Genomic DNA, 22349 nt, shown 5'->3' on the forward strand with positions numbered 1-22349 from the left:
AATAAAGCGGAAGATTCCAGCTACTCCGAAAGAAGGAGCGAAAAACCAGCTAGATTGTCCTAAAGGATACATTAAAAACACACTAACAAATACAGCAATAGGCCCAGAGAAAGCGATGGCATTATAAGGACGAATCCCTACCAGACGAGAAATCTCAAATTGACGTAACATGAAGCCAATTAAACCAAAAGCTCCGTGTAATGCTACGAAAGGCCATAAACCACCGATTTGAAACCAGCGAGTGAGATTACCTTGAGCTTCAGGCCCCCACAAGAATAATAAAGAATGTCCAAAAACATCTGCTGGACTAGATACGGCTACGGTTAAGAAGTTAGCACCTTCTAAGTAAGAACTAGCTAAACCGTGAGTGTACCAAGAAGTAACAAAGGTAGTACCAGTCAACCAACCTCCCAAAGCCAAGTAGGCACAGGGAAATAAGAGGATGCCAGACCAACCAACGAATACAAATCGGTCTCTTTTGAGCCAGTCGTCTAGGGTATCAAATATACCTCTTTCTGGCACTCTGCCGACGGCAATGGTCATAATCTTTCTTTTTTTAACTTGTCAAGTTTTACTTTTTTTGTCTCTATTATTATTATTAGAGAAGATGTTGCTACTCAGCAATATTACTGATTTGCAATTAACTTTTCTTAATATAGCATGAGTTAGTAGTTAGTCTAACCTGTTTAAAGATACAACTTTGATATTGCTTTAAACTTGCTCTTTCTATTTTTAACAAATTTTTTAACAAATTGTCACATTTTTCTCAGAATTATTTTTATTTTTTCCTTTTCTCTGATGGAAAACTTGAAATCGGCTAAATTATTGAGAGTATGATCAATGTCTATTGATAGAGAGGTTGAGTATAAGCGTTAAAACCTGCATTTTTTAAAGATTCAATGGTATTTTCGGCATTTTGTACCCAATAATTATCTCCTAAACGCACAAAAATTCTTTCTTGTAAACTATCTATCACTGCAATGGTAGGAATTACTGCTTGATTTTTTTCTCCTGATTGTTCTTGTAAAATACTTTTTAATTTTCCTTGAATTTGTGCTTGAGTTGCTTCTTCTGGTGTCAAGCGAATATAAACAATTTTTACATTTTCCATGGTATTTATATTATTAATAATAATTTGTGATTTATCACCTTTATGATCTGCTTTTCCCCAAATAATTAAGGGAGTATCTTCTAATAAATTTTCTTTTACTTGATCATAATTACTTGCAAAAATAATAGCATCTGCTTGACCCGTAATATCTTCTACTGTCAAAAAAGCCATATTATTACTATTTTTATCTACATGATTTTTGATCATTGTTAACATAACTATGGCACATATTTTTTTTCTTGTTTTTTGTGCTGATAATTCTCCTATATCAATGGGAGATAATATTTTAGCAATATCTTTTAATGGTTTTAAAGGGTGTTCAGATACATAAAACCCTAAATGTTCTTTTTCTAATTTAAGTTTTTCTTGTACGGAAAAATCAGAAATATTTGGTAATTGTGGAGCATTTTTATAGGTTATTTCTTCCACCGTTTCTGATTGATTATAAGACAAAATATCAAAGACATTTAATTGTCCTGTTTCTTTTTCTTTTACCCGTTTTTGTGACCAAGTAATCATCAAATCTAAACTCTCAATTAATTGTTTTCGATTCTGATGAATTGAATCAAATCCTCCCACAGAAGTTAGTGTTTCTAACGCTCTACGATTAACAGTTTTTAAATTAATTCTACTAATAAAATCAGCAAAATTAAGGAATTTTCCTCCAGCTTTTTCTCTTGCTTCTAAAATATTTTCTATGGCAGATTCTCCTAAGTTTTTTACTGCTGATAAACCGAATAATATCTTGTTTCCTTGAGGCGTAAATTCTTTATGGCAATAGTTAATATCAGGAGGTTTAACATCGATACCCATTTTAAGGCAATTTTCTCGATATTTCTCGATTTTTTCTTGATTATCACTACTAGCTGTCAATAAAGCTGACATATACTCTACAGGATAATTAGCTTTTAAATAGGCTGTTTGATAGGTAACGTAAGCATAAGCCGTAGAGTGGGATTTATTGAAACAGTTTGAAGCAATGAAACCATTGGCTAACAGGAAATTATGATCTTTTGCTACTCCAATATCATAAACTGGTTGAACACCAAGGGCTCGTTTATTAATTATTTTAACCATGAATATTACAGTATTTTGACCCTAGACAGAGATATTTACAATTGTATCAATAAGTTTAAATTGAAGTTATCAGGTATCAGGTTTTAAAAACGCAAAGATGTCGTATTCGTAAAACTAACTAACCTCTCTTATCTTGATTAATCTTCTTCTTGCCAATTTTTTTTAGATTCCGCTGCTTTTAAAGAAGAATTATGATAATTATTTTGTGGATAGAGTAAGATTTCTCCTTGATTTTTCGACGGGGGTTGATAACCTTCACCTTTACGTTTAGCTGCGGTTTTTTCCTCTGAAGTATCTTCGGCAATAACTTCATAAAGAATTGCTAATTTTTCTTTTTGATTCGCTTTACGCAGTATTCTACCTAATCTTTGGATATATTCTCTAGTTGAACCTGTACCAGAAAGTATAATGGCTATTTTAGCATCAGGTACGTCAACTCCTTCATTAAGTACATGGGAAGCGGCTAAAATTTTATATTCTCCCGTGCGATATTTTGTTAAAATTTGATGACGTTCTTTTACTGGGGTTTGATGAGTAATAGCAGGAATTAGATATTCTTGAGAAATACGATAAACTGTAGCGTTATCATTAGTAAAAACCAAAATTTTGTCAGGATAATGTTCTTTAATTAAATCACTTAATATCTTAAGTTTAGCCGAAGTTCCCGAAGCAATTTCTTTTGATTCTCTATGGGCTATCATAGCACGTCTGCCTTGACTTGATCTCGCACTGGCTTTGATAAATGATTGCCAACCGTTAAGACTCGAAAGAGAAATTTTTTCACTGCGAAGAAAATCGTTACGAATTTTTATAGCTGTTTGATATTTTTCTTTTTCTTCCTTTGCTAAGGTTACTTTAATGGGAATAACTTGATATTGTGCTAAGGTATTTCCTGATAAATCTTGAGATGTTTTACGATAAACAACTTTACCAATGAGATTATCTAAATGACGATGACTACCGTCTTCTCTATCAGGAGTAGCGGTTAACCCAAGACGATAAGGCGCAATGGATTCTTCTGCTATTACCCGAAAAAAATCCGTCGGTAAATGATGACATTCATCAAAAATTAATAATCCATAAAGATTTCCTAATGTTTTGGCATGAATTGCTGCACTATGATAAGTGGCAATTAAAATCGGTGTGCTATCATGAGAACCGCCTCCTAATAATCCTACTTTAATTTTCGGAAAACTGACTTCAATTTGCGCATACCATTGCTGCATTAAATCTAAGGTAGGTACTACGATTAATGTTGTTTTATTAGTACAAGCCATCGCTAACTGTGCGAGATAAGTTTTACCCCCCGCAGTGGGTAATACCACAACACCTTTTTTGTCAGCTAAATTCCACGCATCTAACCCTTCAAGTTGATGAGGATAAGGAGTTTTTTGTAAATTAGATTCAATGTCAAGGGAAAAAAATTCTTTAGCGCAATCAATAAAATTAATCTTCTGATTTTCAAGAATTTCGATTAATGAGCGATAATAAATAGCAGGAATACGAAACTTCTCAATTCTGTCATCCCATGTAGCAAAATCAATCCATGCTTTTCCTTTTGGCGGTGGATGTAAAATTAGTGTACCACGATCATAAGTTAATTTACTCGCACGACTCATCAATAATTAGGGCAAAAATGGACATCTCAATTATATGTTCAAAAGGAATAATTTTCTCTATTGACAATGAAAAAAAAAGTTAACTATTAAGTTGTTGTAAATAATCATAAATCTTACCACAATAGAATAAATATTTAGTACTTACACAAAAAGACGAAATAAGCTATTCTTTAACTCCAAATCTGCTTTTTGTTTGATTATTCTTACCTCTAAATTTTGGGGATAAAAGAGGCTAAGAGGTAAAATAAATGTTACATAGCATTTCCTAAATCATTTATGAGAATTTTTGCTACTTAACTCTCCAATTTTTTTTGGAAATTAACTTATTATTTGCTTACGACTCAAATCAAATTGCTATACTTTTAAAATTAAGTAAATTAATGACATTGTGCCATAACAAATCTATCTATACCTTCTAAATCTTTATAAGTATTTATATTAGTATAACTACCATTTTTTGTTAATAAATCTTTAACTATATCATCTTGATTCGCCATTATTTCTAACAATAAAAAACTATTATTTTTTAGAAAATGAGGAGCGTTTTTAATTAAATATCGAATTTCATTTAAGCCATCTTCTCCTCCATCTAAGGCTATTTTTGGTTCATAATTTACTACTTCTGGTTGCAATTCTAAAACCATTTTAGAAGGTATATAAGGAGGATTAGAAATAATCACACTAAAGCTATTTTTTAGCTCATTTATAGGGTTAAACCATGAGCCATGATAAAATTTTATTCTGGATTTATAACCTAAATTTATAGTATTTTCTTGGGCAATTTTTAGGGCTTTTTCACTTTTATCTACTGCGTAAATTGTCGCTAAAGGAAGCACATCTGCTAACCCGATGGCGATCGCACCACTTCCTGTACCTAAATCTAACCAGTTAGCTGATTGTAAAGGAGGATATTTGAGAGTTAATTGTAAAGCTAAATCAATCATTAACTCAGTTTCAGGGCGAGGAATTAAGACATCAGGAGTTACTTTTAAAGTAAAATTACGCCAATGACATTCACCGATTAAATATTGAATAGGGCAACGTTTCTTTACTCGTAAATACCATAAATTTTGTAATTCTGCGAGAGATATTTTACTATTAATATATGTTTTTTGAGAAGAATAATTAAGACGTAAATCTAAAGAAGTTAACTCTGTTAATTCTGTTAATAAGTACTCTAATTCAAATAAAGAAATATCCTCAATAATAAGTTTTTTTTTTGCTTGTTGATACCAATTAAGCAATACTTCACTTGAGATTAAAATTGACATAAAATATTCTTTCTAAATGATTATATATAATAAAATACTCTTTTCTAAAGGCGATCGCAAAAAATATTTTTAGGATCAAATTTTTGTTTAATATTTTTCATCATTTGTAAACTATTCCCGACGTATCCCCAAGGTTCAATTTGTGTTTTAATTGAAATGGGAGCATCTAAAATTGTTAAAAAACCACCTCTATTTTCACAAAATTGACGTAAATTGTTGATTTGATGAATTTTTATTCCTTTCTTTAAAGATAAATTACCAATACCACTACTAATATTAATTACACCATAACCATCAAAAACAGACATTAAATTGACTGCTTCACTAGGTAAAATACCTACTTTACAAGTAATAGGGTTATCAAAATTAGTTAAATAAGTTTTTTGAGGTAAATTTTGCCAAAGAGTGGTTTCTGATTGATTATGATAGGTTAGGATCGATAAATTAAGTTCTTTGCTCCATGTTTGTATTTGAGATGTTTGTTGGTTGACACTTTCTGTTATTCCCTGAAAACGAAAAATTAATCCTAATCCTTCACCTAATGGAAAATCTTTAACCAGTGACGAAGATAATAAATCCGCAGCCGTCGGAGTTAAACTTGAAGATGAGACAGTTTTTTGTAATTGATAAATAGATTCTTGATTGCCTGTTATCACTAAAGTCAAAGAATTTTCTGGTAGAGGAAAAGTGCGAAAAGTCACATCAGTAATAATTCCTAAGTTACCATAAGAACCAGTAAATAATTTCATTAAATCGTAACCAGCAACATTTTTAACAACTCTTCCCCCAGCTTTGGCTTCTTTGCCATCTCCTCTCAAGAAAGAGATACCCAAAATTAAATCTCTAACGCCGCCATAACGTTGTCGCCAACTACCTGTATTTGCTGTTGCCACAATACCACCAATAGTAGCAGATTCAGGAAAAAAGGGATCAATGGGTAAAAATTGTCCTTTTAAAGCCAAAAAATCTTGTAAATCTTTGATTTTCATTCCTGATTCCACTGTAACAGTCAAATCCTCTACGGCATGATCAATAATACTATTAATTTTTCTAGTACTAATCATAATATCATAATGACTAGGTAGCTTTCCCCAGTGAATTTTTGTACCATTGCCAATGGGTAAAATTACCCATCCATGATCATGACAAACAGTTAAAAATTGTGATAACATAGTTTTGGAATGCAAAATAACTAAATCACTATATAGATATTTGGCTATATCTTTTTGATTAATGCTCTGATTTCCATCAACAACTTGATTAAAAGAAACAATGTCAAAAGAATCACTATTGATATTACTAAGTTTTTCTCGAATTTCTTCTAAAAAATGGGTAGAAAAATTTTGATTCATTGTAAGGTGTGGGAGTTAAATTTTATCAATTATCTTACAACTTATAATGTCTTAAATTTAGTCAATATAAATTCAGATAGTTATTCAAGATATTGTGAATCAATTATAATTTATCAATCTCAGTTTATAGTTTATAATCTATAGAGTCAGGATTGAAAAATATTAGAAAAAAGTTTAACTTAATCTTGAGTTATCAATCTTAACATCAATTTTGTATTTGTTCTTTCGGTTTTACCATCCGTTAAAATCTAAAAAAAAGTAAAATTTTGGTTTGTTTAACAATACAAAATAATAACATTAAAGTATAGTAAAGTTTACTTATAAAAATGACAGTTTCAACTTCCGAAAAACTTACTCCAGCATGGCATATTATCATCTACATGGCTACTATTCATTTTATAGCCTTATTCGCATTTTTACCTAGTAACTTTAGTTGGGAAGCTGTGGGAATAACATTATTTCTCTATTGGCTTACTGCTTGTATTGGTATTACTTTAGGTTATCATCGTTTAGTTTCTCATCGTAGTTTTGATACTCCTAAATGGTTAGAGTATTTTTTTGTTTTCTGTGGTACACTAGCTTGTGAAGGCGGTCCTATTTCATGGGTTGGATTACATCGTATTCATCATAAATTTTCTGATCATGATGGTGATCCCCATGATTCTAATAAAGGTTTTTGGTGGAGTCATATGGGTTGGATGTTTGTCAAAAATCCAGCGAATAAAGATGTTCCTAAATACACAAAAGATATTCAAAATGATCCCTTTTACCTATTCTGTGAAAAATATTTTATTCCTATTCAAGTAGTATTAGGTTTATTATTATTTTGGTGGGGTGGATGGTCTTTTGTAGTATGGGGAATTTTTCTTCGTTTAGTATTAGTATTTCATGTAACTTGGTTTGTTAATAGCGCTACCCATAAATTTGGTTATGTAAGTCATGAATCTAATGATTATTCTCGTAATTGTTGGTGGGTTGCTTTACTAACTTTCGGTGAAGGTTGGCATAATAATCACCATGCTTTTCAATATTCTGCTCGTCATGGTTTAGCATGGTGGGAAATTGATTTAACTTGGTTTACTATCAAAATTTTAGAATTTTTAGGTTTAGCAAAAAATATCAAATTAGCACCAGTTTTAAAAACTAATTAAAACAAAAATTATTAGCTATTTAGCTTTATAAACAAGTTTAATTTTCTCCCTTACAATTTAGGGGAGATTTTTTTTTAATAATTTTACCATCCATAAAGTTAAGAGACAGGAAAAAAGAAAATTTTTAATTGTCCATTATCCATTAATTATTACTTCTTAATTTTTTAAAATTGAAGCTGACGACTGAGTGGTGACTGCTTATAACTTGAGATGTTTATAAGCCTTTTCTGTAACAACTCTTCCTCTAGTGGTACGATTAATAAATCCAATTTGTAATAAATAAGGTTCATATACCTCCTCAATGGTTTTAGCATCTTCTCCCGTAGCGGCAGCGATCGCCTCTAAGCCTACAGGACCGCCTTTAAACTGATCCATCATGGTTGATAATACAAGTCTATCAGTCCAATCTAACCCTAAACGATCAACATTATGTAAATCTAACGCTTCTGCGGCTAAAACTTGATTAATATTCGATTGATGCTTAACTTGTACATAATCTCTTACTCGACGCAATAAACGGTTACTAATTCTCGGTGTGCCTCTTGATCTACGAGCAATTTCTTCTGCACCACCGTGATCAATATCTAACTTTAAAATAGTAGCTGATCTTAGTATTATTTCAGTAAGTTCGTCAATATCATAAAATTGTAACCGTTGAATTAAGCCAAAACGATCTCGCAACGGCGAAGTTAATGAACCAATTTTGGTAGTAGCACCAATAAGAGTAAAAGGGGAAAGGGGAATACTACGAATTTTTGCTGATTGTCCTTTACCGATAGTAACATCTAAACGGCTATCTTCCATGGCAGGATAAAGCAATTCTTCCGTTACCCGATTTAAACGGTGAATTTCGTCAATAAAGAGAATATCCCCCGCTTTTAGGCTAACTAACAACCCTGTAATATCCCTCGGACGTTCTAAGGCTGGTGCTGCAGTTATCTTACAACTTACACCCATTTCCTGCGCCAAAATTAAAGACATGGTAGTTTTACCTAACCCAGGAGGCCCATATAATAGAATATGATCTAAAGGATCTTTTCTCTGTTTAGCCGCTTCAATGGCAATTAAAATTACCTCTTTTAAATCTTTTTGTCCAATATAATCTAAAAGGCGATGAGGGCGAATTTTATCTTCATTATCCTTAAAATCTTCGATAATTTCTGTAGGTAATAACAATTCATCATCTTCTGACAATAAAGACTTTGATACTGGGGATTTATTTTTTCTTTGTTGGGGTAAAGATGCGGATTTATTATCAGAAGATGATCTCTTAATGGCCATATTATTCAATTTTTTGATTTTCTATGGAATTGTTTATATATTGAGTAACAATTGTCAGGCAAACATGGTATTTTTGTTAAAGAATATTTTTATAATCTATCATTAAAAGGAAAGAGGATGTTGTTATCATCGACAGAAAACCAACAACAGCAATTACGAAAACAATTAAAATTAGCCATAGAGGATTTAAAAATCACTCACAGCAGTAGTGAATATGATTTTATTATTTCTCATTCAGAAGTAAATGATCGGCATGGAGTTGGTGTTCTTCTTAAAAGACTTTTCGGCGATGATCAACAGATAGTTTCTATTCGTTCTCATAATCTTTATGATGGCAAAGATGATTTTGGCAATTTTAATTTTTTAATTCATCACGAAAATCATGATATTGCCTCTGTTTATTCTCACATTCAATCAGTTTTAGAAGATTTAAAACCAAGAAGAATATTATCCATACCTTATTTTATTGATGATTTTTTATCAACTATCGCTATTAAAAATTTATTTGACGTTCCATTATGTACTTATTTGATGGATGATCAAAATATTTACATTGATGAAATTCCTGATCACTTTATGGCGGAATTAATCGAAAAATCAGATTTATGTTTTGGCATCTCAAGAAATCTTTGTGAAGCATATCAAAAAAAATATCATAAAAAATTTTGGTTTGTACCTCCTGTAGCACCAGAAAAATTTATTCCTTCTAATACGGTAATATTTCCTTCTCAATTACAAGAGCAACATGGTGTATTGATAGGAAATATTTGGAGTCAAAAATGGTTAGATCGGTTGAGAGAAACCATTAGAGGATCTGGGGTTAAGATTGATTGGTATGGTAATCCTCATCGAGAATGGCTTAAATTTGACGAAACCGAATTAGCGGAAGATGGCATTATTTTTAAAGGTTATCTTGAATCTGAATCAGACTTAGTGAACAAACTAAGACAATCCTCTTTTGCTATTATTCCTACCGCTCAAGAAATAAGTAATTCCGAAAGAATGGAAATTGCTAAATTAAGTCTGCCATCGAGAATACCTTTTCTAGTGGCTACAGCCCACACTCCTTTATTAGTGATCGGTAATAACGAAACAGCAGCAGCTAATTTTGTAACGGATTTTCAATTAGGTGCAGTTTGTGGATATGACACCATTAATTTTCGAGAAACCATAGCTTGGATTACCGATGCAGAAAATCAAGATGGTATTCGTCATCAAGCCTCCAACTTAGCTAAATTTTTATCTTCCAAAGGTATTGCCGATTGGATTTGGGATTCTTTAGCACAAAAATATCCCCTAGATTTACGTTTTGAAAAATTAGGACAATATTTACCTGAAGCAACAGTAATTATTACGGCTAATGAAGTTAATAATAGACATGGAACGGGATTTTTAGTTAGAAGAGTTGTGGGTGATACCCCAAATATTTTATCTATTCGTTCACGCAATGATTATGGTGGATTACATAACTTTGGAGACGCTACTTTCTGTTTACCTCATACAGATATATCTCGTATAGATGCTTTTCTTTCTATGGCAAAACTATTAGAAGGAGTCAAGATTAAAGAAATATTTTGTATCCCTTACTATCCCGATGATTTACTGTTATCTATCGCCATTAAAGAATTATTTAACGTTCCTTTGGGAGTGTATATCATGGATGATCAAAATGTAGTAGTTAATAAAATCCCTGATGAAATAATGAGAGAATTTTTAACTAAATGTTCTTTTCGTTTAGCTACTCATCCAGAACTTAGAGACGCTTATGAAGAAAAATATAATCTTAAATTTTGGCTTTTACCCGCCGTTGTTCCAAATTCCATAATTACTACAACGGTTACTTATCCTCAACAAAATCTACTCAAAAATCAAACAGGTGCATTAATTGGTAGTATTTGGAGTAAAAAATGGTTTGAAATGTTAACGGATACTATTACTAATGCAGGAATAAAACTAGATTGGTATGGTAACGCTAAATATCAATGGTTAACAGACTCTTGGGAAGATATTAGCAAAAAAACTGGTATTACTCCCTATGGTATTGTTGCTGAACCAGAATTAGGACAAAAACTTCAACAATATCCTTATATAGTAGTACCCACAGGAACAGTTGACGAAAGAGATGATCATCCTGAGTTATCTCGTTTAAGCCTCCCGGGTAGAATAATTTTTGCTTTGGCTTCTTCCCATACTCCTATTATTCTTCTTGGTAGTGAAAAAACCTCTGCCGCTAGATTTGTCAAAACTTTTGGTATCGGTATTATTTGTGACTATAATCCTGAAAGTTTCAAAGAAGCAGTAGATTATGTTACTCAACCAGAAATACAAAAAGAAATGCGACATTGTGCTTTATCTGTGGCTGAAAAATTTTCCGATAAACATATTAATCACTGGATTTGGGAATCTTTACATCAAGGAAAGCCATCTGATTTAAAATTTGAGCATTTATTTGCCTAACAAATTTTAGTTTAATTTATAAATCAACAATTACAAAGAGAGCATTTAGTAAATATTTAAGAAAAAAGGAGAAAATAATGTCATCAGAATCTAATTCAAACAAAGGTATTATGAGTTTTTTAGCAAATTTACCTTTAATTAGAAGAATTAAAATTATTAAAGAATTAAGTCTTGAAAAACTAGATCAACTCATTCATAAATCAGATAATTTAGACGGAAAAATTGACTCTCTTTTAAATAATGATACCTCTTTTCTTGAAGCAATTATCAATATTATAAAAGCCTTAAAAAATATTTATAAACAATCTCAAGAACAATATTCTTCTTTAACAAAACTTATTCAAAATAATTATCAAAATCTAACTATCTTACTTAAAAATTCTGAATCTAATCATGAAAAAATAGATACTTTAGAAGCAAAAATTAATGACTTAAATACACATTTTCCCGTTATACATCAAGAAATAGGACATACAAAAACTATTTCTCATGACTCATTATCTCAACAAGTAGTAATCAAACAACTTTGTGATGACTCATTATCTCAACAAATAGTAATCAAACAACTTTGCAATGACTCCTTATCTCAACAAAAATTTTTATTAGAACAACAAAAAGAAATCAAGAATATTCTCACTAAAATAACTTCAAAACCATTAATTATTAACGAATCATCAAGGGAATTAAATGATCCAGAAATAGGTTTGATGATGTATTTATACTCATTTTTACCAACTCGTTATGCCATTGACGTTGGTGCTAATATTGGGGATATGTCCGAAAGTTTATTAAAAGCAGGTTATGAAGTCTTTGCTTTTGAACCATTTTTACCCGTTTATGAAAAACTTAATACCAGACTAGGTAATTATCCTAATTTTCACTCTCATCAAATTGCTTTAGGTTCAACTAATGAGACAACACAGTTATATTTAGCTACTGATAAAACTCCAGAAAATATCTATCAAGATTCTACTTTTTATAGTAGTTTAATTAAACATTCTATGCCTGAGGATTTGCCTTTCACAGACACTACTACTGTTGCAGTAAAAACTTTAGCTAGTTTGCATGATAGTCGAGAAATTCCTGCCGATGTAAGTTTAGTTAAAATTGATGCAGAAGGCTTTGATTTACAAGTAATTCACGGTATGGGATTATATCAATATCCTGTAGTAATAACAGAATTTTGGGATGATCAATTTCCTTTTGGTATTTCCGATACTCATAATCGATTAGATGACTTAGTAACAGAAATGCGTCGCCGAAAATATTATTGGTATGTTGTTATGTATCGAGTTTGGGGAGATGAAACTCAAACTATCTCATTTTACTGCAATCATCCCCAGTCAGTAAGTAATAGTTGGGGTAATATATTTTTCTTCCATGACTATAATCTATTTGTTCAAGCTCATCGTTGGACTTTATCTGTACTTCCTGAAACCTATTTCCGCTAATAACTGTTTTATCATTTAAAGGTACGGAAAACTACACTACCTTAAAGGTGTCACTTTCCTTCAATATAGGAATAGAAAATCAATAATTGATAATTAACTTTTAATACCATTGAGTTACTTATCGTCAATGTTGATTATTAAATTATATAAAATTACATATACTTAATTAAAGGATATAAATATATATGGGAAAAGTCGTAGGTATCGATTTAGGTACAACTAACTCTTGTGTGGCAGTGATGGAAGGCGGTAAACCTGTTGTTATCGCTAATGCTGAGGGTTTTAGAACAACTCCTTCTGTAGTTGCTTATGCTAAAAATGGCGATCGCTTAGTAGGACAAATTGCGAAACGTCAAGGGGTAATGAATCCAGAAAATACCTTCTATTCTGTCAAACGTTTTATAGGTAGAAGATATGATGAAGTGGGCAACGAAACTACTGAAGTAGCTTATAAAGTATTGAATGTAAACGGGAATGTCAAATTAGATGCACCTTCTCAAGGTAAACAATTCTCTCCTGAAGAAATTTCAGCCCAAATTTTACGCAAATTAGTAGAAGATGCCAGTAAATATTTAGGAGAAACCGTCACTGAAGCAGTAATTACAGTACCTGCTTATTTTAATGACTCTCAACGTCAAGCAACTAAAGACGCAGGAAAAATTGCGGGTATTGAAGTAAAACGTATTATTAATGAACCGACAGCCGCATCTTTGGCTTATGGTTTAGATAGAAAAAGTAACGAAACTATTTTAGTCTTCGACTTAGGTGGTGGTACATTTGACGTTTCTGTTCTTGAGGTGGGAGACGGTGTATTTGAAGTTTTATCAACCTCTGGAGATACTCACTTAGGTGGTGATGACTTCGATAAAAAAATTGTTGACTTTTTAGCAGCAGATTTTAAAGGAAAAGAAGGTATTGATTTACGCAAAGATAAACAGGCTTTACAACGTCTTACCGAAGCGGCGGAAAAAGCAAAAATAGAATTATCTAACGTATCTCAAGCAGAAATTAACTTACCCTTTATTACAGCTACTCAAGACGGACCAAAACACTTAGAATTAACTTTAACTCGTGCTAAATTCGAGGAATTATGTGCTGATTTGATTGATCGTTGTGCTATTCCTGTACAAAATGCGCTCAAAGATTCTAAACTTAGTGCTAGTGATATTGATGAAGTAGTATTAGTTGGCGGTTCAACTCGTATTCCTGCCGTCAAAGAAATAGTTAAAAAAGTTCTAGGAAAAGAGCCTAATCAAACCGTTAACCCTGATGAAGTAGTAGCTGTAGGTGCTGCCATTCAAGGAGGAGTTTTAGCAGGAGAAGTTAAAGATATTCTCTTATTAGATGTAACACCTCTTTCTTTAGGTGTAGAAACCCTCGGCGGTGTCATGACTAAAATTATCCCTAGAAACACCACTATTCCTACTAAAAAATCTGAAACTTTCTCTACCGCCGTTGATGGACAAAGTAACGTAGAAATCCATGTTTTACAAGGTGAAAGAGAATTTTCTAAAGATAATAAGAGTTTAGGTACTTTCCGTTTAGATGGTATTCCTGCCGCACCTCGTGGCGTACCTCAAATTGAAGTTATTTTCGATATTGACGCTAACGGTATTTTAAACGTGACAGCGAAAGATAAAGGTACTGGTAAAGAGCAGTCTATCTCTATCACGGGTGCTTCTACTTTACCAGATAGTGAAGTTGATCGTATGGTAAAAGAAGCTGAAAATAATGCCGCAGCGGATAAAGAAAGAAGAGAAGCGATTGAGCGTAAAAACCAAGCAGATTCTTTAGTCTATCAAGCAGAAAAACAAATCACCGAGTTAGGGGATAAAATTTCCGCCGATGATAAAACTAAAGCAGAAGGATTAATTAAAGATCTGAAAGATGCTGTAGCGGGGGAAGATGATGAGAAAATTAAAACTGTAATGCCTGAGTTACAACAAACTCTCTATACCATCGGTAGCAATATTTATCAACAGTCTGGCGGTGCAACTCCGGGCGCTGATACCACTGATACAAATAACACTCCTCCTAACGCAGGTGGTGGTGATGATGTCATTGATGCTGAATTTTCAGATGACTAAAGATTTTGAGCTTTGATTTTCAAAAGTTGTAATTTATTGTTAAATTTAAGGGTGGACTTCGGTTCACCTTTTTTTGTTGATAATCAAAAGACACTCACAATTAAATTATGAATTGGTGGCGTAAACTCAAAAAAAATCCCTTAGCAAAATTAGGGGCGATTCTCTTAATATTTTTTTATGTAATAGTTATCGGTGCTGATTTTATTGCACCTTATGATCCTTATTTCGCCGAAGAAAATAGTTCTTTATTACCACCTACGACTATTTATTGGCGCACTCAACAAAAAGAATTTATCGGACTTCATGTTTACCCTACGACTCAAGGTAAGACTGATGTTAATACAGGCGATCGCCTTTTAGAAATAGATTATACAAAACCATCACCGATTAGATTATTTGTGAAAGGAAAACCTGATCAATTTTTACAAATAAAATTACCTTTACCACCAAAATTTGAAGAGGTAGAAATCTTTTCAGGATTTAAAATTAATAGGCGTTTATTTGGCACAACAGGGGAAGGAAAAATCAATCTTTTAGGTACAGATGAACAAGGTAGAGATCAACTAAGTCGATTATTATATGGTGGAAGAATTAGTTTATTTATTGGTTTAATTGGGATTTTAATTTCTTTTCCGTTGGGGATGATAATAGGAGGAATTGCAGGTTATTTTGGTGGCTGGATAGATAATATTTTAATGCGATTAGTAGAAGTTTTAATGACTATTCCGGGGATATATTTATTAGTAGCATTAGCCGCCATTTTACCACCGAGTTTAAGTAGTTCTCAAAGGTTTTTATTAATAGTTTTAATTACTTCTTTAATAGGTTGGTCAGGATTAGCTAGAGTCATTAGAGGGCAAGTTTTAACCCTTAAAGAACAAGAATTTGTAGAATCTGCTAAAGCTATTGGTGCAAATTCAATATATATTATCATAAAACATATACTGCCCCAGACCGCTACTTATATCATCATTTCTGCTACTTTATCAATCCCTAGTTTTATTGTGGCGGAATCAGTACTAAGTCTAATCGGTTTAGGTATTCAACAACCAGATCCTAGCTGGGGAAATTTATTATCTTTAGCTACCAATGCTTCAATTTTAGTTTTGCAACCTTGGTTAATTTTTCCTCCAGCTATATTAATTATTTTGACAGTTTTATCTTTTAATTTATTAGGTGATGGTTTAAGAGATGCACTAGATCCAAAAAGTATTAATAAATAAGGAAAAATACAACTATTTTTAACAATAAAAATCACTTTTATTTAAAATAATTTCACCATATTCTGGTATCCAACTTACCCATATTCCTGATGATTTTTCACATAATAATATGGCTTCTTTTTCACTATAACTATTAGGAGAATGGTAAAGTTTTACCCATGAATCACGATTATAAGTAATATGACAAACCCGATTCGAGTTAGTGGCGATGGAGTCTTGAATTTCTGATTCTATAGACATTAATTGCATTGTCATAGTACACCTCATCTATATTTATTAATGTATTTGAAGTTATTTATTTTAAAATATTAAAATTTGATTAACTTCTGTCATCAATTATACAAAATACTCCATTAATTTATGATTAGTCTTATTAAAAATTTATATTTTATTGATAAGCAAAAACAGGCAAAAGCCTGTCTGAAACTATTTAAAACTAACTGAAACTATTTAAAACTTCTTCAGCAGCAGCCAAAGTTTGTTTAATATCATCTTCTGTATGGGCGATGGAAGTAAAACCAGCTTCAAATTGAGAAGGTGCTAAATAAATTCCTCTTTCTAACATTCCTCGGTGAAAACGTCCAAATTTAACGGTATCAGCTTGTTTTGCATCACTATAATTATGAACAGGATTTCCCGTGAAAAACATCCCAAACATACCGCTAATATTACCACCTGTTACCTGATGACCCGCTTTTTTAGCGATGTCTAATAAACCTGTAATTAATTCATGGGTAATTTTTTCTAAATACTCATAAGTACCCGGTTTTTGTAGCAATTCTAAAGTTTTAATCCCTGCCGTCATGGCTAAAGGATTGCCCGATAAAGTTCCAGCTTGGTACATAGGTCCTGATGGTGCAACTAATTCCATAATTTCTTTTTTACCACCATAAGCGCCAACGGGCAAACCACCGCCGATAACTTTGCCTAAAGTGGTTAAATCAGGGGTAACACCAAATTTTGCTTGTACACCACCGTAGGAAATACGGAAACCAGTCATTACTTCATCGAAAACTAACAAAGCGTCATTTTCTTGAGTAATAACTCTTAAACCTTCAAGAAAACCAGCATCAGGAGGAATAAAGCCAGAATTTCCTACCACCGCTTCTAAAATAACCCCAGCAATTTCTCCTTTATGATCAGCGAAGAGCTTTTTAACAGCTTCTAAGTCGTTATAGGGGGCATTTAAGGTGTCGGCGGTAACAGATTTAGGTACACCCGGAGAATCAGGTAAACCGAGGGTTGCAACTCCAGAACCTGCTTGTACTAAGAACATATCACCGTGACCGTGATAACACCCTTCAAATTTAATAATTTTATTTTTACCCGTATAAGCGCGCATTAAGCGTAACACAGATAAACAAGCCTCTGTACCCGAATTGACAAAACGTACCATTTCAATACTAGGCACGGCATCAATAACCATCTCAGCGAGGATATTTTCTAAAACACAAGGAGCTCCAAAACTTGTTCCTTTCTCTAAAACTTCATGTAAAGCACTAATAACTTCAGGGTGAGCGTGTCCACAAATTGCTGGTCCCCAAGAGCCGACATAGTCGATATATTTGTTATCATCCACATCCCAAATATAAGCACCTTTGACTCTATCAAAAACGATGGGTTGTCCACCAACGGATTTAAAAGCTCTCACGGGAGAATTTACGCCCCCTGGCATTAGTTTTTGAGCGGCGGTAAAAATTTGTTCTGATTTTGTAGTTTTAAATGATACTGAATTAACCAAAATTATCTCCTTCTTTTTTATCTCATCAATCTATTTTACTGAGATTTTGCACTGTTCTTGAAAAATCAGGGAGTTTTTGAGTTTTTCAAAGAAATTTCCCTTAATCTTTAGGATAAAATCAAGCACTTTCAAGTAAATAGAAGTTATCAAAGTATGAGTTAGCTCAACATCTGACTTTATAGTGATTTTTCAGATTTTTTGTTTATTATTTTTCATGTAAAAATCTCATAAAATTTATGCAAAAATAGTTGAGATTAAGATATTAAGTATTAAACGTTACAAAATACGAAGAGACAAATTTATAGTCTGTTGATTAGAGAATGGTTTAAGAAAAAAGAAAATTGATAATTTATTCACAAGAATTAATTTTGATTTTCTTAGATGTTTAATTATTTAGTCTATATATTAAATCTATATTGAAAAGGGGTTATAGCGTGACGATTACTACTAATACAAAAGTTAAATTAAATAAAATTGAAAAAGTTAAAGCGGCAAAACATGGGCTAGATGTGAAACAAGAGTTAGAATCTTTTGCGGAGATGGGTTGGGAAGCGATGGAGGAAGATGATTTAATTGTACGTTTAAAGTGGTTAGGAATCTTTTTTCGCCCCGTAACACCCGGTAAATTCATGTTACGGTTGCGTATGCCTAACGGGATTCTCACTAACGAACAAATGTGTACTTTAGCAGAAATTATTGAACGTTACGGGGATGATGGTAGGGCAGATATTACTACTCGTCAGAATATACAATTAAGAGGAGTGCATCTCGAAGACATCCCCGAAATTTTCCAAAAATTAGAAGTGGTGGGTATGACTTCCATTCAATCTGGCATGGATAATGTTCGTAACTTAACAGGTTCTCCTGTAGCTGGAATTGATCCTGATGAATTATTCGATACAAGGGAATTAAACCAGAAGTTACAGGATTTAATCACCAATAAAGGGCAAGGTAGTTATGAGTTTAGCAATTTACCTCGGAAATTAAATATTGCCGTTGACGGTGCGAGGGATAATTCTATCCATGCAGAAATTAATGATATTGCTTTTATTCCCGCTTTTAAAGATGATGAATTTGGCTTTAATGTGTTGATTGGTGGTTATTTATCCGCTCAACGTTGTGCAGAAGCCATACCGATGGATGTATGGGTAAAACCTAACGATGAAGTCATCGAATTATCAGCAGCAATTCTCTCGGTTTATAGTGAAAATGGTTTAGAGGAAGGTTTAAGAGAAAATCGAGGTAAATCTCGTTTAATGTGGTTAGTGGATAAATGGGGAATGAATCGTTTTCGCATCGAAGTGGAGAAAAAATTAGGTAAATCTTTATATTTTGCCGCTCCAAAAGATGAATATACTATGGAAAAACGGGATCATTTAGGGGTACATCCCCAAGTTCAAGAGGGTTATAATTATATCGGCATCCATATCCCCGTAGGACATTTAGACGCTCACGGAATGTATGAAATAGCTCGTCTAGCCGATGTTTATGGTAATGGGGAAATTCGGGCAACGGTAGAGCAAAATTTTATTATTCCTTTTGTGAAGGATGAAAAAGTAGAAGCCTTTTTAGCTGAACCTATTTTACAACAATATCCCGTCAATCCGTCTCCTCTCGTGCGATCGCTAATTTCCTGTACGGGGGCTCGTTATTGCAATTTTGCCCTAGTGGAAACGAAAGAAAGAGGGCTAAAATTAGCTCAAGAATTAGACGCTGAATTAAATATACCTAAAAGAGTGCGTATTCATTGGACAGGTTGCCCTAACTCTTGCGGACAAGCTCAAGCAGGTGATATAGGTTTAATGGGGACAAAAGCGAAAAAAGATGGACAAGTTGTCGAAGGTGTTAATTTATTTACGGGAGGAAAAGTTGGCAAAGACGCTCATTTAGGTAGTGTAACTCAAAAAAGTATTCCTTGTGATGATTTGAAATCAGTGTTAAAAGATTTATTAATCTCTGATTTTGGTGCAACGGTTAAATAATATGTGAACTCGATGCAAGAATCTTTGATATAAGTAAGTGAGTAAAATTAATTGTGCATTTTATTTTTCTCAAACTTCTGATAAGAATGGGTTTGAATCCATCGCTAATATACAATTAATTTTGCCTGAGTACTTAACGAGGTTTTAGGTTTCGCTGAAATCTTGCATCAACTCAAAATATTTAATAAGTAAAAGTCAAAAAATCAATCTTAGTATGATTTAAGTCAATTTCAATCTTTTACCAGTTAATGGAAATAGCTGTAAGATCTAAGTATTCTGTTTTAGGTTAATTTTTCGTGCATTTAGTTCAATTAATGAATTTAATTAATGAAGTGATGATTAACTTTTTATTCTTAATTTTCCTTGCAATTGTCCATAAATTAATAAAGGCGATCGCCCATAGTCCTTTGACAATGGCAAAAAAGCATGGAATGGTATAGAACAATGGTTACAACAACATTGATCAAATTTTTCGTAAATTTATTCTAGTTTTGCATAAATTCAGAAAACGAGACTGATAAATAAATAAGAAACGATAAAAAGATAAACTAATACAATTTGTTCAAGATAATTTGTAACTTAGTCAATAAAAAACGGAAAAACTAAAATGAATACGAATGATCTAAAACCCAATATTTACGGTTTACAGCAAGATGTGTTAAATCTTCTGGGTAATGTTAGTAAATTAATGGGGGATGTAAAAGAGACTTTAAGCGGTGACAATTCGGGAGAAAAATACGGAGACTATCAACAGGATATAGATAACGCCGTTGTTAATGTCAAAGAATTAGAGTTAAGAATGGCTGTAGTTGCCCCGATGAAAGCAGGTAAATCAACGATTATTAACGCCATTGTCGGTGATGATTTATTGCCCAGTCGTAACGCTGCCATGACAACTATTCCCACTGAAATCATTTTAAAAAAGGAATTAACTCAACCGATTTTAATTCTTAGTGAGCATATTAGAAAAGTTTTTAAAGGTTGCTATATTGCTTTAAAAGAAAAAATCCAAAAATTAAAAATTGAAAAAACACTAGAAGAAAAAACAGGGCAATATCCCCATTTACGTGAATTAATTGAGGAAATTTATAATTTAACAGAAAACGAATTACCTAATTTTTTAGACAGTGAAAAAATAGAAGGTAAAGAAAATATTGGTAAGGCTTTGACTAGCTTAAATGACATTATTCGTCTTGTCAGTATTTTAGATCCTAATTTCGATCCTATTCAAAAATTACGAGAAGTTCCTCGCATTGAAACGGGTTTTTGTCAAATATCAGAAAATGGAAATCAATCTGAGCAATTCGGTAATTTAGTTATTATTGATACTCCCGGACCGAATGAAGCAGGAGAGAATTTGAAATTAAGCTATGTGGTAGAAAATCAGTTAGAAAAAAGTTCAGTTGTTCTTATTGTTTTGGATTTTACCCAGTTGAATAATAAAGCGGCGGAGGATGTTAAAAGACAAGTCAAGCCGATAATAGATTTAAGAGGAAAAGAAAATTTATATGTATTAGTGAATAAAGTTGATCAACGTCGTGATGGTGATATGACTCCTAATATTGTAAAACAATTTGTTTTTAATGATTTAAAGTTAAGCGAGTCGGAAAATACTGATAAAGTTTTTGAAATATCTGCCCGAAAAGCATTTTGTGCCAATAGATTTTTACTTGATTTACAAAATCAGGATATAGATACGAAGCAAAAAGCCTCAATAATGCCATCATCCAAAACTTTAGCACAAGAAGTATTTGGTATGGATTGGGAGGAAGATTTAGAAGAAGTCACCATAAAACAACTTCAAAAAAAAGCAAATAAATTAAAAGAGAAATCAGGTTTTAACATTTTTTTAAGTCAAACTATTTCTGTCTTAATGGAAAATGCCGCTCCTAAATGTTTAAAATCTTCTCTTAATATTGCTTATAATCATTTAATTTCCGTGCGTGATGAAGTTAAGTTAAGGGGAAGTGCGATCGCCCAAAATGAAGAAAAATTAAGATTAGAAATTGAAGCCTTAGAAGCCGATTTAAAACGTTTAGAATTATGTCGAACTAAATTACAAGAAGTAGATAAAATCAAAGCAAAATTAGAACAACAATTAAACCTTATTTTGAATGATTTGAAAAAAGATGCTCTAGTAAAAATTGAGATGTTTTATAGTGAGGAAGAATATAATCAAGCGGATTGGCGAGAAAAAGGAGAAAAAAGTATAAAAAATGTTGTTTCTTGGGTTGCCAAGCAAATTGGAGCAAAAATTGATTCAGAGAAAAAGCAAACTATTTTAGAATTTGAAACAGAACAAGAAGCACAACAATTTATTGCTAATACTATTGCTTTTGGAAAACAAAGAACAGAATCTCATTTACTAAATGTGAGAAAAAAAGTACAATTAATTATTGAAAATAAAAGGGCGTTGCTGAATTAAGGTATGATTTTTAGATAAAGGGGTCAAATTATCAAAAATAAAAAAATGATACAATGTCCAGAGTGCGGGTCTAAACATATTCACAAAAATGGAATTAAAAAAGGAAAGCAAAATCATCTTT

At 32.4% G+C, this 22349-nt stretch carries 15 protein-coding genes and 1 pseudogene; 8 read left to right on the plus strand and 8 right to left on the minus strand.

Annotation, left to right across the window (positions count from 1 at the left end; translation table 11 throughout):
• The 5 genes and pseudogenes from ACEW8E_RS06875 to ACEW8E_RS06895 form a co-directional block, all read right to left on the minus strand.
• A pseudogene (locus ACEW8E_RS06875) lies at window positions 1-543 on the minus strand (photosystem II D2 protein (photosystem q(a) protein)); the annotation flags it as partial.
• Between the two features lie 301 nt (window positions 544-844).
• A complete protein-coding gene (locus ACEW8E_RS06880; RefSeq protein WP_373479600.1) occupies window positions 845-2188 on the minus strand; it encodes an OB-fold nucleic acid binding domain-containing protein in 1344 nt (447 codons plus the stop codon).
• A 137-nt stretch (window positions 2189-2325) separates the two neighbouring features.
• Window positions 2326-3807 carry a DEAD/DEAH box helicase gene (locus ACEW8E_RS06885; RefSeq protein WP_373479601.1) on the minus strand — a complete coding sequence of 494 codons (1482 nt, stop codon included), beginning with the start codon at window positions 3805-3807 and terminating at the stop codon, window positions 2326-2328.
• Window positions 3808-4184: 377 nt separating this feature from the next.
• The gene (gene prmC / locus ACEW8E_RS06890; RefSeq protein ID WP_373479602.1) at window positions 4185-5078 is read right to left on the minus strand and encodes a peptide chain release factor N(5)-glutamine methyltransferase; all 894 of its coding nucleotides are present in this window, start codon (window positions 5076-5078) and stop codon (window positions 4185-4187) included.
• Between the two features lie 44 nt (window positions 5079-5122).
• Entirely contained in the window at window positions 5123-6430 is a 1308-nt protein-coding gene (locus ACEW8E_RS06895; RefSeq protein ID WP_373479603.1) for an FAD-binding oxidoreductase, read from the minus strand.
• 326 nt (window positions 6431-6756) lie between these two features.
• On the opposite strand from ACEW8E_RS06895, the gene ACEW8E_RS06900 reads away from it, so the two are divergent.
• A complete protein-coding gene (locus tag ACEW8E_RS06900) occupies window positions 6757-7581 on the plus strand; it encodes an acyl-CoA desaturase (protein WP_373479604.1) in 825 nt (274 codons plus the stop codon).
• Between the two features lie 198 nt (window positions 7582-7779).
• Here ACEW8E_RS06900 and ruvB read toward each other — a convergent pair whose 3' ends face one another.
• Window positions 7780-8862 (minus strand): Holliday junction branch migration DNA helicase RuvB, encoded by a 1083-nt coding sequence (gene ruvB, locus ACEW8E_RS06905; protein ID WP_373479605.1) that lies wholly within the window; start codon window positions 8860-8862, stop codon window positions 7780-7782.
• A 117-nt stretch (window positions 8863-8979) separates the two neighbouring features.
• Between ruvB and ACEW8E_RS06910 the strand changes: the two genes are divergently transcribed.
• From ACEW8E_RS06910 to ACEW8E_RS06925, 4 genes are all read left to right on the plus strand, one after another.
• Window positions 8980-11319, plus strand: a complete 2340-nt coding sequence (locus tag ACEW8E_RS06910) for a beta-1,6-galactofuranosyltransferase (RefSeq protein WP_373479606.1) — start codon at window positions 8980-8982, stop codon at window positions 11317-11319.
• A 77-nt stretch (window positions 11320-11396) separates the two neighbouring features.
• Window positions 11397-12770 (plus strand): FkbM family methyltransferase, encoded by a 1374-nt coding sequence (locus tag ACEW8E_RS06915; RefSeq protein ID WP_373479607.1) that lies wholly within the window; start codon window positions 11397-11399, stop codon window positions 12768-12770.
• 185 nt (window positions 12771-12955) lie between these two features.
• Window positions 12956-14857, plus strand: a complete 1902-nt coding sequence (dnaK, locus tag ACEW8E_RS06920) for a molecular chaperone DnaK (protein WP_373479608.1) — start codon at window positions 12956-12958, stop codon at window positions 14855-14857.
• Between the two features lie 107 nt (window positions 14858-14964).
• Complete coding sequence (locus tag ACEW8E_RS06925) at window positions 14965-16080, plus strand: ABC transporter permease (protein WP_373479609.1); 1116 nt, start codon at window positions 14965-14967, stop codon at window positions 16078-16080.
• A gap of 18 nt (window positions 16081-16098) precedes the next feature.
• Here the strand turns inward: ACEW8E_RS06925 and ACEW8E_RS06930 are convergent, their stop codons facing one another.
• The gene (locus tag ACEW8E_RS06930; protein ID WP_373479610.1) at window positions 16099-16335 is read right to left on the minus strand and encodes a hypothetical protein; all 237 of its coding nucleotides are present in this window, start codon (window positions 16333-16335) and stop codon (window positions 16099-16101) included.
• Window positions 16336-16516: 181 nt separating this feature from the next.
• On the minus strand, window positions 16517-17821 hold the full coding sequence (gene hemL / locus ACEW8E_RS06935) for a glutamate-1-semialdehyde 2,1-aminomutase (protein WP_373479611.1): 1305 nt from the start codon (window positions 17819-17821) through the stop codon (window positions 16517-16519).
• A gap of 434 nt (window positions 17822-18255) precedes the next feature.
• Here hemL and ACEW8E_RS06940 point away from each other — a divergent pair, with 434 nt between their 5' ends.
• The 3 genes from ACEW8E_RS06940 (at window position 18256) to ACEW8E_RS06950 (ending at window position 22228) form a co-directional block, all read left to right on the plus strand.
• On the plus strand, window positions 18256-19803 hold the full coding sequence (locus ACEW8E_RS06940) for a ferredoxin--nitrite reductase (RefSeq protein WP_373479612.1): 1548 nt from the start codon (window positions 18256-18258) through the stop codon (window positions 19801-19803).
• 314 nt (window positions 19804-20117) lie between these two features.
• The gene (locus tag ACEW8E_RS06945; RefSeq protein ID WP_373479613.1) at window positions 20118-20243 is read left to right on the plus strand and encodes a hypothetical protein; all 126 of its coding nucleotides are present in this window, start codon (window positions 20118-20120) and stop codon (window positions 20241-20243) included.
• A gap of 167 nt (window positions 20244-20410) precedes the next feature.
• The gene (locus tag ACEW8E_RS06950; RefSeq protein WP_373479614.1) at window positions 20411-22228 is read left to right on the plus strand and encodes a dynamin family protein; all 1818 of its coding nucleotides are present in this window, start codon (window positions 20411-20413) and stop codon (window positions 22226-22228) included.
• The last annotated feature ends 121 nt before the right edge of the window (window positions 22229-22349 follow it).

This window comes from Geminocystis sp., assembly GCF_041753295.1.
In the GTDB taxonomy this organism is placed as follows: domain Bacteria; phylum Cyanobacteriota; class Cyanobacteriia; order Cyanobacteriales; family Cyanobacteriaceae; genus Geminocystis.

What these genes read in the sequence shown, in the direction of transcription:
- ACEW8E_RS06880 (WP_373479600.1), bottom strand. Translation starts at nt 2,188, where the DNA reads ATGGTTAAAATAATTAATAAACGAGCCCTTGGTGTTCAACCAGTTTAT.
- ACEW8E_RS06885 (WP_373479601.1), bottom strand. Translation starts at nt 3,807, where the DNA reads ATGAGTCGTGCGAGTAAATTAACTTATGATCGTGGTACACTAATTTTA.
- prmC (WP_373479602.1), bottom strand. Translation starts at nt 5,078, where the DNA reads ATGTCAATTTTAATCTCAAGTGAAGTATTGCTTAATTGGTATCAACAA.
- ACEW8E_RS06895 (WP_373479603.1), bottom strand. Translation starts at nt 6,430, where the DNA reads ATGAATCAAAATTTTTCTACCCATTTTTTAGAAGAAATTCGAGAAAAA.
- ACEW8E_RS06900 (WP_373479604.1), top strand. Translation starts at nt 6,757, where the DNA reads ATGACAGTTTCAACTTCCGAAAAACTTACTCCAGCATGGCATATTATC.
- ruvB (WP_373479605.1), bottom strand. Translation starts at nt 8,862, where the DNA reads ATGGCCATTAAGAGATCATCTTCTGATAATAAATCCGCATCTTTACCC.
- ACEW8E_RS06910 (WP_373479606.1), top strand. Translation starts at nt 8,980, where the DNA reads ATGTTGTTATCATCGACAGAAAACCAACAACAGCAATTACGAAAACAA.
- ACEW8E_RS06915 (WP_373479607.1), top strand. Translation starts at nt 11,397, where the DNA reads ATGTCATCAGAATCTAATTCAAACAAAGGTATTATGAGTTTTTTAGCA.
- dnaK (WP_373479608.1), top strand. Translation starts at nt 12,956, where the DNA reads ATGGGAAAAGTCGTAGGTATCGATTTAGGTACAACTAACTCTTGTGTG.
- ACEW8E_RS06925 (WP_373479609.1), top strand. Translation starts at nt 14,965, where the DNA reads ATGAATTGGTGGCGTAAACTCAAAAAAAATCCCTTAGCAAAATTAGGG.
- ACEW8E_RS06930 (WP_373479610.1), bottom strand. Translation starts at nt 16,335, where the DNA reads ATGACAATGCAATTAATGTCTATAGAATCAGAAATTCAAGACTCCATC.
- ACEW8E_RS06945 (WP_373479613.1), top strand. Translation starts at nt 20,118, where the DNA reads ATGAATTTAATTAATGAAGTGATGATTAACTTTTTATTCTTAATTTTC.
- ACEW8E_RS06950 (WP_373479614.1), top strand. Translation starts at nt 20,411, where the DNA reads ATGAATACGAATGATCTAAAACCCAATATTTACGGTTTACAGCAAGAT.